The organism is Nostoc sp. DedQUE07, from assembly GCF_034530975.2.
Taxonomy (GTDB): Bacteria; Cyanobacteriota; Cyanobacteriia; order Cyanobacteriales; family Nostocaceae; genus Nostoc.
This window is the reverse complement of sequence record NZ_JAVRCC020000008.1, coordinates 117,664-130,607: the sequence shown is the minus strand read 5'-3', so window position 1 is coordinate 130,607 and position 12,944 is coordinate 117,664. Positions and strand designations below refer to the sequence as shown.

General features: G+C 41.5%; 12 protein-coding genes and 1 tRNA gene. 7 read left to right on the top strand and 6 right to left on the bottom strand.

The features are described from left to right. Window positions 1-36 precede the first annotated feature (36 nt). Window positions 37-486: a YlqD family protein gene (locus RMZ95_RS09340; RefSeq protein WP_322670207.1), complete on the top strand. Its 450-nt coding sequence runs from the start codon at window positions 37-39 to the stop codon at window positions 484-486. Window positions 487-577: 91 nt separating this feature from the next. On the opposite strand, the gene RMZ95_RS09335 is transcribed toward RMZ95_RS09340, so the two are convergent. Beyond that, on the bottom strand, window positions 578-1,096 hold the full coding sequence (locus tag RMZ95_RS09335) for a hypothetical protein (RefSeq protein WP_322670206.1): 519 nt from the start codon (window positions 1,094-1,096) through the stop codon (window positions 578-580). 473 nt (window positions 1,097-1,569) lie between these two features. Between RMZ95_RS09335 and RMZ95_RS09330 the strand changes: the two genes are divergently transcribed. Both RMZ95_RS09330 and RMZ95_RS09325 read left to right on the top strand, forming a co-directional pair. Next, on the top strand, window positions 1,570-2,865 hold the full coding sequence (locus RMZ95_RS09330; RefSeq protein ID WP_322686480.1) for a dihydrolipoamide acetyltransferase family protein: 1,296 nt from the start codon (window positions 1,570-1,572) through the stop codon (window positions 2,863-2,865). 138 nt (window positions 2,866-3,003) lie between these two features. Beyond that, window positions 3,004-3,930: an Rpn family recombination-promoting nuclease/putative transposase gene (locus tag RMZ95_RS09325; protein ID WP_409882275.1), complete on the top strand. Its 927-nt coding sequence runs from the start codon at window positions 3,004-3,006 to the stop codon at window positions 3,928-3,930. An 8-nt stretch (window positions 3,931-3,938) separates the two neighbouring features. Here the strand turns inward: RMZ95_RS09325 and RMZ95_RS09320 are convergent, their stop codons facing one another. From RMZ95_RS09320 to RMZ95_RS09305, 4 genes are all read right to left on the bottom strand, one after another. After that, complete coding sequence (locus RMZ95_RS09320) at window positions 3,939-4,751, bottom strand: class I SAM-dependent methyltransferase (protein WP_322670203.1); 813 nt, start codon at window positions 4,749-4,751, stop codon at window positions 3,939-3,941. 107 nt (window positions 4,752-4,858) lie between these two features. Next, on the bottom strand, window positions 4,859-5,755 hold the full coding sequence (locus RMZ95_RS09315) for an AraC family transcriptional regulator (protein ID WP_322686482.1): 897 nt from the start codon (window positions 5,753-5,755) through the stop codon (window positions 4,859-4,861). Window positions 5,756-5,836: 81 nt separating this feature from the next. Further along, window positions 5,837-6,721, bottom strand: a complete 885-nt coding sequence (locus tag RMZ95_RS09310) for an ATP-grasp domain-containing protein (protein ID WP_322686483.1) — start codon at window positions 6,719-6,721, stop codon at window positions 5,837-5,839. A 64-nt stretch (window positions 6,722-6,785) separates the two neighbouring features. Next, window positions 6,786-7,967, bottom strand: coding sequence for an RtcB family protein (locus RMZ95_RS09305; protein ID WP_322686484.1), 1,182 nt, complete (start codon window positions 7,965-7,967; stop codon window positions 6,786-6,788). 316 nt (window positions 7,968-8,283) lie between these two features. Between RMZ95_RS09305 and RMZ95_RS09300 the strand changes: the two genes are divergently transcribed. From RMZ95_RS09300 to RMZ95_RS09285, 4 genes are all read left to right on the top strand, one after another. After that, on the top strand, window positions 8,284-9,171 hold the full coding sequence (locus RMZ95_RS09300; protein ID WP_322686485.1) for a class I SAM-dependent methyltransferase: 888 nt from the start codon (window positions 8,284-8,286) through the stop codon (window positions 9,169-9,171). Then, window positions 9,168-9,896, top strand: a complete 729-nt coding sequence (locus RMZ95_RS09295) for an HAD family phosphatase (RefSeq protein WP_322686486.1) — start codon at window positions 9,168-9,170, stop codon at window positions 9,894-9,896. The genes RMZ95_RS09300 and RMZ95_RS09295 overlap by 4 nt, the downstream gene beginning before the upstream one ends. Window positions 9,897-9,961: 65 nt before the next feature. Next, window positions 9,962-10,034 (top strand) — tRNA-Ala (locus RMZ95_RS09290). Window positions 10,035-10,356: 322 nt separating this feature from the next. Further along, entirely contained in the window at window positions 10,357-10,548 is a 192-nt protein-coding gene (locus RMZ95_RS09285; RefSeq protein ID WP_409882269.1) for a hypothetical protein, read from the top strand. A 457-nt stretch (window positions 10,549-11,005) separates the two neighbouring features. Here the strand turns inward: RMZ95_RS09285 and cas12k are convergent, their stop codons facing one another. Then, entirely contained in the window at window positions 11,006-12,928 is a 1,923-nt protein-coding gene (gene cas12k / locus RMZ95_RS09280) for a type V CRISPR-associated protein Cas12k (RefSeq protein ID WP_322686487.1), read from the bottom strand. Window positions 12,929-12,944: the final 16 nt, after the last annotated feature.

Sequence of the window (12,944 nt, the reverse complement as noted above, 5' to 3'; positions counted from 1 at the left end):
CACCTGCTAACTGTAAAGAGTGAACGTGAAATATTTATGGATGTCTCCAAATCTAATTTGCTTCTCAAACGCGTCGTTAACGTCAAAGTTATTGTGACTCCCCTGTGGAAAGAGGAAGTACAACAGCAGCTGCAAGCGCAAATTAATCAACTCGATCAGCAACTGCAACAGCTAGACGTTGAAGGACAAAGAGCGATCGCGGCAATTCAAAAGCAGAGTCTGCAACCACCTGGCCCCCAGACCCTCCAACAAATTGACAATATCCAACTCCAAGTCAATCAAAAGAAAAGTGAATTTCTAGAACAGAAAAATCAGTTGCTGCAAAATCTCCAGCAAGTGCAGTTTCTCCAGCAAGATCAGGAAGTCAACCAATTCCAAATGGAAGGCTTTTTCCGAGTAGAAATCGGTGATAACCTGATTAGCAAAATGCAAGTCGAAATCGTTCTGCGCGATGGCGTTGTAGAAGAAATTCGCGGCGACATTTAAATTTGTCATTTGTCATTTGTCATTTGTCCGTTGTCATTTGTTTTGTGACCAATACAATACTTCGACTACGCTCAGTACAAGTGACCAATGACTAATGACAGATGTGATTTAACTTAGTGTGACGGCTCCCAGCCCAACATTCCACCTGGGAGCCAGCCCAAACGATTTGCCACACTGGAGGTGAACTAATAAAAAGCGATCGCCCAAAGGTTGTCATCTCTGCTCGATATTTAACCGTCCCAACTGAATTATTACCCCGCTTGATTTGCGTAATCGTCACTAACGCCTGATTTGGTTGGGGATAAACTACCTCTATCTTTTGCGATCCTCCCACTGCTATCTCCTCAAAGGCATTCAGGGCAAGGGTAGTAGGATTACTGCCTTGGAGAGATGAGTTAAGTTTTTCTAAAGGTATAGTTTGATAATCGGAACGCTCTGAGAAGGCTGCAACTTCCTGAGACTGATGTATTGCTCCCACCTGCTGGGTTTGCCCATCACTAGTCTCAACAATCGGTGCAGATTGCTGGTGCTGGATAATATAAACTCCAGCACCAACCGTAGCAGAGATACCTAATATCACAATCAAAAAGAATTTCAGCTTTGCCGACATAAAAGTAAACAGGAATTTCAAATAGGTTTATTACCAATTTTGAATTCTAGATTGAACTACATCCCATATCCTCTATCCGTGAGAAGCTCGTGTATCTTAAGTAGTGGTTATGAGAAATATTAAATAGCAAGGGAACAGGGAACAGATGTATACTAAGTTTTTTCAAAAATCAAATACAAGTCCTATAGACCTCTAAGCTATATTTAGGTTCCTAGAGTTATTAGTGAATAACCAATGCCCCATGCCCAATGACGCCACTTGCTCCACTTGGTGAGCGAGTCCGGTCTTGTTGTTTCAACAAAGAGGAACTCGCGAACCCGAAGGGGGAGACCCCAAGACCGCAGTGGCTCCCCAATGCCCCATGCCCCATGCCCAACCTAAAATATAAACAGTCTAAAACTCTCCCACCAAGATACAATTCGATCTGATAAAAACTGTTAAAGTCCATAAACCATTGATTTCCAAACCACCCTATGAGCATTCACGAAGTATTTATGCCGGCGCTGAGTTCCACCATGACGGAAGGCAAAATCGTCTCCTGGGTGAAATCGCCAGGGGACAAAGTGGAAAAAGGCGAAACAGTGGTGGTTGTAGAGTCAGATAAGGCAGATATGGATGTAGAAACCTTCTATGAAGGATTTCTTGCCCATATCATAGTTGAAGCTGGTGAAACTGCCCCGGTAGGATCTGCGATCGCCTTTATCGCCGAAACGGAAGCTGAAATTGAACAGGCGAAATCTCAGGCTAATTCTGGTGGCGCGGCTGCTACTCCTACCTCTTCCCCTGAACCAGTTGCTGCCACAGCCTCAGTCGCCACACCTGCCTTAGCGTCTCAAAACGGTTCTAACCACAAAGAAGGAAGGCTTGTAGCTTCACCTCGTGCCCGTAAGTTAGCCAAAGAACTCAAAGTTGATTTGACTACACTGCAAGGTAGTGGCCCCCACGGACGCATTGTCGCCGAAGATGTAGAAGCATTGTCTAACAAGGGCAAGCAACCCACCCCAGTTGCCCCACCAGCACCCGTACCAACCAGCGCCCCAGTTGCACCCCCAGCACCTCGGACACCAGCACCCGCACCCGTGGTAGCGGCTGTTCCTGGTCAAACCGTACCTTTAACTACCTTCCAAAATGCCGTAGTGCGGAACATGGTAGCCACCATATCCGTGCCCGTCTTCCGTGTAGGTTATACAATTACCACCGATGGATTAGACAAACTTTATAAACAAATTAAATCCAAAGGTGTGACAATGACAGCGCTACTAGCGAAAGCTGTAGCAGTGACATTGCAAAAACACCCATTGTTAAATGCTAGCTACTCAGAGCAGGGTATTGTTTATCATTCTGATATCAACATTTCTGTAGCAGTGGCGATGGATGATGGCGGATTAATTACACCTGTGCTGCAAAATGCAGACACAGTGGATATTTATTCTCTATCGCGTACTTGGAAGTCTTTGGTAGAACGTGCCAGGACAAAACAACTACAGCCCCAAGAATATAACAGTGGTACTTTCACCCTGTCCAATTTGGGGATGTTTGGCGTAGATAAATTTGATGCGATTTTGCCACCTGGACAAGGCTCAATTTTAGCGATCGGGGCATCCCGTCCGCAAGTGGTAGCAACACCCGACGGTTTATTTGGCGTGCGACAACAAATGCAAGTCAATATTACTTCTGACCATCGCATTATTTACGGTGCCCATGCTGCGGCGTTCTTGCAAGATTTAGCAAAATTGATTGAGACAAATCCTCAATCTTTGACACTGTAGTTTTGAAAAAACACCAAATTTAAATGTTAGCGCTATGAGCGAACAGCAGTTTTTCGTAGAGTAGCGCTAACAACAAATAATATTTACACTTCAATACTACAAACGTTTAATTGATTTACGCCTAGCTATTTATCACGAGTGACATACGACAACACCCTAAAATATCTAGTTGAGCAGTATCCAGAAGATTTTATCCGCTACTTACTCGCATCTGAAGCAACGGATATCCAGATTCTCAAAACAGAATTAAATCAAGAACCAATCCGTGCCGATTCTGTAACCTTTTTGCAAACTGCCAATCAAATACTGCATTTAGAGTTTCAAACCTTACCAGCATCCACTCCACCCTTACCACTGCGGATGTTGGACTATTGGGTGCGGCTATATCGACAATACAATTGCGATATCGAGCAGATAGTGATTTTTCTTAAACCGACAACTTCAGAAGCTGTCTTTGTAGATCAATTTACTGCCCGTAATACTAGCCACCGTTACCGCATCATCAGAATTTGGGAACAAGACCCAGAACCTTTATTGTTATCTCCTGGTTTATTACCTCTAGCAACTTTGGCGCAAACGGATTCTCCTCAAAGTCTACTCCAACAGGTAGCAGTTCAGGTGAGTATGATTGAAGAAGAAGCCACCAAACAGAGTATCTCGGTATGTACCCAACTTCTAGCAGGGTTGGTATTCGAGCCAGAACTAATTCGTCAGTTTTTGAGGAGAGAAGATATGAGAGAATCTGCCATTTATCAAGAAATTCTCGAAGAAGGACTTCAAGAAGGGAGACAACGAGGCATTGAACAAGGTCTTGAACAAGGTCTTGAACAAGGTCTTGAACAAGGTCTTGAACAAGGTCTTGAACAAGGAATTGAACAAGGAAGACAATCAGAACTACGGCTAGTGATGCGTTTATTAACTCGTCGGCTCGGTTCAATTAATTCTCAGTTACAATCTCGGTTGCAAGAGTTGTCCTTAGCTCAATTAGAAAACTTGGGTGAAGTATTACTAGATTTCGCCAGTGAGGCTGATTTGATGAATTGGCTTAATACAATAGAAAGTTAGAGTTTGCTTTAAAGCTTCTTACCAGTTACAAAAAAAGTCAAATTTTCGTACCAAGCTCCTTGTTCAGTTGCTTCTGCTTCAGTTTTTTGACTATATTCTGCTTTTAATTGTGCCATTTGCTCTGATGAAACCTGTAACAAGGGGTTTTCTCTAGGATGAAACCATCCACCATTCCATTCTTTAGCTTGCTCTAAATTGCGGTAGAAACCTAGTTGTTGGGTCTTCACTTCAATATTTTGAAAACCAGCTTCTGCAAGCAGATGATGGCATTTTTCGGGTGTACCTGTTGGCTCATTGATGCTTGTCAGCGAAATGCCATGTTTGTCACAGATTTCGATTATAAGTGGCGCTCCACAAGATTCCTCAGAGCAACAAGAAAAACCCACAGTTCCCCCTGGCTTTAGAAAACGATACCATTTACGTAGAGCAGCAGGAATATCTTTAAAATAAACTATTGCTGTAGAGCAAAAAATAACATCGAAACTCTCATCATTGAAGTTGATATACTCAGCGTCGGCTTCAATAAGCTCGATATTTTGTAAACCTAATTCATCAATTTTCTGTTGTGCTTGAGCTAGCATCACTGAAGAAAAATCTACTCCAGTGACTTTTCCTTCGGAACCAATAATTTGTGAAATAGCAATGGCAATGATACCTGTGCCAGTTGCCATATCCAATACTTTTTGTCCCTTTTGCAGTTGAACTAAATCTAGTAGAGGCAGAGCACGATGAATTGTATAATCGTTGTCATAGCTAGTTCTGCTATCGAAGAAATCAATTACTCTTTTCTTATACTGTTGTTCGTATTGGCTATTTTGCATGATATTCTCAATTTTAACTGGACAATTATGAGAATAAATTGTGAGTGAAACTTCTGTCTTCTGAAAACTTGCTTTCAAAATGTTTAAATCTTGCAAAATCCTAAAATTTATATCATTTCTCTATATGCTTTGGGTGTGATTCCTATATGCTTCCGAAAAAGGGTGGGAAAGTTGCTTTGGCTAGAACAGCTAACTTGAAGTGCAATTTCGATAAGAGATAATTGAGTATAAGTGAGTAAGAATTTAGCTCGCTCAATCCGGCATTGAATAACGTATTGATGTGGAGAAAGACCCATTAAACGTTTAAACCAACGACAGAATGAATAAGAATTCATATTCACTAGACTAGCCAGTTCTACCAGCGTTAATTCTAGTGCTATGTTGTCATAAATATAATCAATTACCTCCCGTAATTGACGCTTGGAAAGATTAACCTCAAATGCAATTAGTTGCTGTGTTCCAGAATAAGTCTTGAGGAGATGGGCTGCTAGAGCAGTAGCAACTGATTTACCATATAGTTTACCAGATGGACATCCGGCTTCAAGCTCTGCTTTGAGCGCCATTCCCAGATGAAGAATTTGGCGATCGCAGACTCCGCGCTGTGGGATAATTTCAATAGTGCGATAGCTCTCAACAATCAGCTCATCTGCTATTCTCTTAAATAGACTGGAATCAAAAGAAATTAGGAGAAATTTTATTTCCTGGTGCCAACGTGCTTGAGTCGGAATCCCCTTTGGAGTGACATTAACCAAACCTCTCCTCATCTGCGTGTTATGTAACCTTCCACCTGCTAGCCGCCAATCTATTTGACATGAATTACCAAGCCAAATATTAATGCTGTGCTGCTGTAAACAAAGCTCTGGACATTCAAAGGCAGGTAAATAATGCTGTTCAAGCACAATCCCGTTCCAGTGATTAGTGCTTGATAAAATAGGAGGTTTGCTGCTCATCGGCACAAGATTTCCGCTTGCCACATGAATGGCTGAGAGTTCTTCAGATTTCATGTTGCTACTCACTTGTGAGCTACTACAAAAAAGATAGTAAGCTAATGCGCGATCAAAGTACATAGTCTCGCATTAAAAGCATCAGTAGCGTATATCTTTCAACTTATTCCACAATTCAAGCGCAGGAATGTGGGTCAGTCCAGCAAATTGTGCATCGGCTGTTTCTATGACTATCCATTCTCCACTTTCTAATTGCCCGATATCAATTGCTATATAAGGAACACCAAGGCGTTCAGAGGCTATAACTGCCAACTTTAATACTTGCGTCTCTTCTTGTTTTGATAACTTGCTCAAGTCATCTTGCCCATCCCAATAATATCCATATTTTAGAATCTGCTGATTATAAATAAAGCATCTAAATTCTCTTCCCATTGGAAAGCCATTTGGGGCTAGGCGTTTATGCCGCAACTTTATTAATTTCCTAACAATAACTCTACCTCGTGAACGATCTTTAAGTTTTAATAACCGCTCTGTCAGTCTGACTAATTCCTCCAGATTATTCGCCACACAAGATTTCCATCCTTGCATTTTTATAGATTGAACTGCGCCTTTGACAAACACAGGAAATCCCAATAATTCGCTAGCCTCAATACATTCGTTTGTTGAAGTAATTACCAAACTGCCAGGTGTCAATCCTTTTAAGTGAGGGTAAAATAGGTCAAACTCTAGTCCTCTCTGGTGTTCTAAAGGAGTATTAAGTAGTTTTATTTCCTTAGTCAGGGCTGCATGATATATAGCTTTGTAACGCTCAAACTCAGGAATATATCCTATCCAGATACCAGCAGTTGCTTTAGGATAATTAGGAATGTGCCATAAAGCATTTTCTGCTGTACCACATCGTTCAAAATCTCGTGGTATATAGTAGACCTTGCACCCTAATAATTGTGCAGCCTCAGTCATGAATTTATTTTCGCTAGCGCTGGCAGATTGCTCTATTTCTTCAGTCGATTCACTTAAAACAATCATTCTTCCTCAGCGTACCTCTGCTTTTAAAAAAATAAAAAAGGTGGGCATTACCCACCCAACAAACTTATCCCTTCACACAAAGAACTTGCTTGAGAGTCGCTACAACCTCAACCAAATCCGCTTGATTTGCCATAACTTGCTCTATCGGCTTATAAGCACCAGGAATCTCATCTAACACACCCTCATCTTTGCGGCATTCTACGCCATTTGTTTGCTCTATTAAATCATCAAGTGTATAGACATTTTTTGCCTTATTTCTAGACATCAAACGCCCTGCACCGTGAGAGCAAGAACAAAAACTATGGGCATTACCTTTACCCTTAACAATGAAAGACTTTGCCCCCATTGAACCAGGAATAATCCCATAATCTTCAGTCTGGGCGCGGACTGCACCTTTACGAGTAACGTATACATCCTCGTCAAAATGCACTTCTTTTTCAGCATAATTGTGATGACAATTAACCTGCAATAAAGGTTTAGTTGCCTTCCCACCTGCTAGATGCTTCTCAACTATGTGCTTAAAACGCGCCATCATCACATCACGGTTGACACGCGCATAGTTTTGTGACCATTGTAAATCGTGCCAGTATGCTTGAAATTCTGGCGTACCAGCGACGAAGTGAGCTAAATCAGGGTCAGGCAATTTATTACCTGCCATTTTTGCTAATTCTCTGGCTGTATGAATATGACACTGGGCGAGTTTATTGCCAATATTACGCGAACCAGAATGCAGCATCAGCCAAACTTGATTCTCTGTATCAAGGCACACTTCAATAAAGTGATTTCCTCCACCCAGAGAACCCATCTGTTTCATTGCTTTACTTTGTAGGTCTTGTACACCGCGATGCAAGTCTTTAAAATCATCCCAGTGTTGCCAATTGCTGACGGATTTTTCAACGTCTTTATTTTCGTTGAATCCAGTCGGAATTGCTGCTTCAATATCCAGGCGGATTTTCTTTAGTTTACCTTCTAGTTGTTCGGCGGTAAATGCTGTTTTGATCGCGCTCATACCACAACCAATATCCACGCCGACAGCAGCCGGCATAATCGCTTCTTTAGTTGCAATTACAGAACCCACTAAAGCACCTTTTCCTAAGTGAACATCTGGCATTAATGCCACGTGCTTAAATACAAATGGTAATGATGCCACATTCTTGGCCATCTTGGTTTCTTCTGGGCCTAAAGAGTGATTTGCCCAAGATAAGACGGGTGCTGGTGTGGTAATTTCTAACTTTTCGTAGGGCATAATTTTTTCTATTTTGGATTTTAAATTTTAGATTGGGTATAGGGCAGTGATAATTATCGGTATGACATATAACCCATTACCTAGTTAGTTGTAGCAATTTATATGTTGTATTGTCTTTCATTTGGCTCCCTGAATTTTTGTGAAGCTGAAGAACTTACTTTTAGGAGTTACATTTTTGTATTATAAATGTAATATAAGTAAATTACAACTGTCAATCTATCACCACAGGGAGAAAGCAAATATTTCTCCAATGTATTAAAATTTGTAAAGAAAATCACTGTGTTTAAATAGCTCCTTAAAGTTCCGACACAATAATATGGCAGTGCGTCAAGATACAATCTGGGAACGTTTTTTATCCCCTGTAGTGCGTCTTTTGATTGATGAAGATGGGTTACGGCGTTACGCTGATAGTATTAACTGGGAGAAAGAGAGCGATCGCTATCGACGAGATGATGTCATAATTCCGTCGTACTACATTAATCAAAACTTTCACGGTATTGCTGGCGGATACCTCAATTCCGATGCAGCAGTTACTTACGATCCGGTTACTCAATACGTTCTACCGCCTAATGAAGGTATTGTCCGTCAAGCTTTAGTTGATGCCGTCCAGGTAAAACCACGACGCATACTCGATTTAGGTTGCGGTACTGGTTCCACTACTTTAATGTTAAAGCAGGCTTTCCCCGAAGCGGAAGTTATTGGCTTGGATTTATCACCTTATATGCTGGTAAGAGCGGAAGATAAAGCTAGAAATGCTGGCTTGGAGATAGTCTGGCGACACGGAAATGCTGAAAAAACTGGTTTGAGGGATGCAACATTTGACTTAGTAACAGCTTCTTTGCTATTCCACGAAACACCAGATGCGGTGTCTCTAGCAATTTTACGAGAAAGCTTCCGGTTGCTGGTAACTGGAGGACAAGTATTAATTCTAGATGGAAATCAGAAGACTCTGCGTCAGTTAGAATGGCTCAATGACGTTTTTGAGGAGCCATATATTCGTGAGTATGCTGCTAGTAGTATAGAAGCGAATATGGGTGCAGCCGGATTTGAAGCAGTGCGATCGCAGGATGTATGGTGGATAAATCAGGTAACTAGCGGCATAAAACCAATAGCAACCGAAAATGTCCGTCATTATACTCCCACATCAGTAGATAATAATGATTTGGAGGGACTTGGTTCTCCAGCGTTTGGCATAATGGCATGAGTTTAAAGGCAGTTCTCTTTGATTTTAATGGTGTCATCATTAACGATGAGCCAATCCACCTGCAACTGATCGATGAGATTCTCATTGAAGAAAATCTCCAACCCCAAAAGGTGAGCGAGCGTCAAGCTTCTCTTGGACGCACAGATCGCGCTTGTTTTGGGCAACTACTTGCTAATCGTGGTAGAGTAGGCGATGAAAAGTATTTAACTCAGTTGTTGTACCGCAAAGCAGAAGCCTATGTGGTGGAATTAGAGAAAATAGAGAAACTGCCTTTATATCCAGGTGTAGAAGATTTAATATTTCAGGTGCGATCGCGGAATCTGAAATTAGGGTTAGTCAGTGGCGCGATTCGCAAAGAAATAGAACTGGTACTCAATCGCGCCAAACTAGCCCAACATTTTAAAATTATCGTTGCGGGTGATGACATCACCAACAGTAAACCAGAACCCGATGGTTATTTACTGGCCGTGAAACGTCTGAATCAAGAATATCCCGAATTGAATCTTCAACCACACGAGTGTCTGGCGATTGAAGATACACCAGCCGGGATTGCAGCAGCGAAGCGAGCGCAAATGCAAGTTGTAGGTGTAGCGAATACTTACCCATTCCACATGCTCCAGCGCTGCTGTAATTGGACTGTTGATTATCTCAGTGATTTGGAACTCGAACGGGTGCAGAAGGCTTATTCCCAAAAAGAGCCTCAACCATCGATAACTGAATGTTAGAATACTATATGGTGATGGTGTATTGAGTTAATGAGTAATATTACTCTTGACTTGACACCGACTAAGGGGAATTAGCTCAGTTGGTAGAGTGCTGCGATCGCACCGCAGAGGCCATCGGTTCGAATCCGTTATTCTCCATTTGTCCTGCTGTACATTCGCAAATTAAATGTCGCAATTCGCAAATTAATGTCGCTTTTTGCAAATTAAGGTCGATTTCGTAAGTTTGTGTCACTAATTTTAGTATATTAGGTTTTCGCAAATTAATGTCGTCTTATTCTGTCATTAGCTGTAAAACTTACCACAAGGAAATTATTTTTCCCTGACATTTGTTCGATCGCAGCACTCCTTTCAACCCTCCTAATAACTTAGTTATACTCTTTAACCATTTTAAAATCTGGTTAGTGCGAGTACATAGTTTTTATTGCTTATTTTTTCAACCCACCCCTAGCCGGGATGGTTGTTGAAACTTTCGATTTTCCCATCACGGGATGCCCAAAATTCTTTCAACCCACCCCTAGCCGGGATGGTTGTTGAAACTTTAGCCAGATGTATTCAAAGTGGGATTTTCACGGCTTTCAACCCACCCCTAGCCGGGATGGTTGTTGAAACTCGACCCGTCTATACCCTTATCAGTACAGGCTTCCAAACTTAAATTTGGCAGCGCAAGTACATAAATGGCTTTTCGTTCCTCTAACTAGAGCTTATCTTCGTGTCTAAAAGACTGAAACTAAGTCTGGACAAAGGTTTTATTTTTTGGCAGGAGGTATGGGGTTTTCACCCCTGCTTCGACATGCCAAACAATATTTAGGAGGGTTCCCCCGACGAAGGGGGTGATTCAGTAGCCACCACTGCGGTAACCCGTACCGTTGCTAGCAACGGCTATTACTTTTTCAAGCTTTACTTCTTATTGCAGGGAGCGCACCTATCCTGTCTTGCGACAGCAGCATCAGAAGCGGGCAGCTACCAGGGTCAGAAAGCAAAACGGTCTGACAACCGTCAAACTAACCCAGATTTTTCACAGTACATTGGCTCTAAAGAACATGAACTGCGGCGCTATTATTCTTATATTATATTTTCAAGGTTCAGTGTTTTAACTAAAGCACCTTAACTTAGCGCTGTTGATAAGCAAACAAAGCTAATTCTCTGGCTTGTTCCTGTTGGCTGTCTCTAATCGGCTGTGAGCCGCTTTCGATATATATTCCACTTTTTGCAGCTTGGGTTTGAATACTTTCGATTAATCGACCGTAGCTCCAACGGTGGACGCTGACACGATAATCTTTGGCATAGTTTTGTTGACCTTCCTTGTAACCTGGAATTTTTTTCTCTGCTTTTGTTTGAATCTCGCTTTGAATGATTTCTCGCATATCGCGGAGTTTGGGTAGAACAATACTGCCAGCAAAGTAAGTTTTTGCGATCGCAACAATCGCATCTGCCAGTAATCTATCAACATATTGCCCTAACTCTGATTCCCCGGATGAGTTTGGCGCATTTTGTTTCTGGGCTTTGTGACGTTCGTGTGAAAGACGTTGCTGTTGCTGTCGCTGGCGGTTGAGAAGATTGTAGTTGTCACCAAGTAGTTGTTTAACGCTGCGATAAGTCAGAACTTTATTGTTGGCAGCATCTACCACAGCAACTGTTGCTGGTTTATCTAGACCCAAACTGACACCAACCAAAATATGAGATTTTCCTTGATACAGAGGTTTACTAGGACGACCAGGAAAAGGGTTGTTAAGTTTGCGCCTCTGAGTTCGTTCCCTTTCTAGACGAGGTAGCTGTGTCTGACTGAGATTACCTTTTTGTTCCATATTCTGAATGGTTTTCTCAGCTTTGTTGATTTTCTCAAGGCGAACTAGTTCTGTTTCCTCTTGTGTCCACAAACGTGTTTCTACAGAGCATTGAAGAATCAAGTGGTGAGTTTCCCACGGCTCCTTTGTACCCTTTTGTTCCTGCCAGAGTAGACGTGCAGAACGTAGAATAAATAGCCCAGAAGAATATGTTTCATCCTCATCATGCCAAATTTGCCAGTCTTGACAGAAGCGTTGAAAATAATGAAACTGGCGAGAATCGCAATAAACCTCAAATTTAGGTTCATCTATTAGTTTATTCAACCCATTAAATTTGACAAAGATACGACCTTTATCGTTTGTCAACCAAGTTAGGTCTGTATTAGTTTCATAATCAACAGGATATGGTATACAGCTATTTCCTTTCAGGAGGATAGCTTGCCAAGATTTAGCTTCATCTTCATTCCGAGGGACTTGATTAACTGCCTCTGACAAAGTTTCTAGCCATTTTTCTCCTGTTAAATCTCGTCCCTTGGGTTTCCGACTGTTGATTTGATTTCTTAAACGTTCAATTTCTATTTCTTTTTTACGCCTACTCTTAGCATATTGCTCGGGATCTTCATCAACCTCACTTACCTGACATTTATTTTTGAGCAGATAGGCAAGGGCGCACCGAGATAAACAGTCTTCTGTTTTTTCGTAAATATCAAATAATCCATTGAAAAGCGTAGTGTTTGAAGAGTCTTTTTTATTTTTTTTAGTCTTATTGCCTTTTTTGATTTTGGATTGCTTATTTTTATCCTGGGTAAATTTGGCAACAAATGAAATCAAAACTTCAGTAGCTTTGGCGCGAATAATATCTAAATTACACTGACTTTCTTGCTGTAATTCTATATCGCTTTTCAACATATTTAGCCAGCGTTCTTTTCCTTTTATTTGGCGCTGTCGTCGCTGTTGTAAGGTGAACCAAGATTTATAAACTTCCTTAACTAGAGTAACTGCTGATGTATAAAAACGACCTGGCTGGTCAGCAAAACGGTCTTGTATTTTGAGAGAGTTGCATATTGTTTTGATAGTGTCTTTAGGCACTTCACCTTTTTCTAACCAAGTCTCGAAATCAGGATGTTGTGCTAACTGTTCTAATAATTCATTAATAAGCGGCGTATATTTATCAGCCATCAGTTCCCACAGGTAGCGAAGAGTTGCTTTATCAGCAACTAGGCGACAGAGAATAGTGATAAGGCTCATGGTGTGTTGTGTGGCG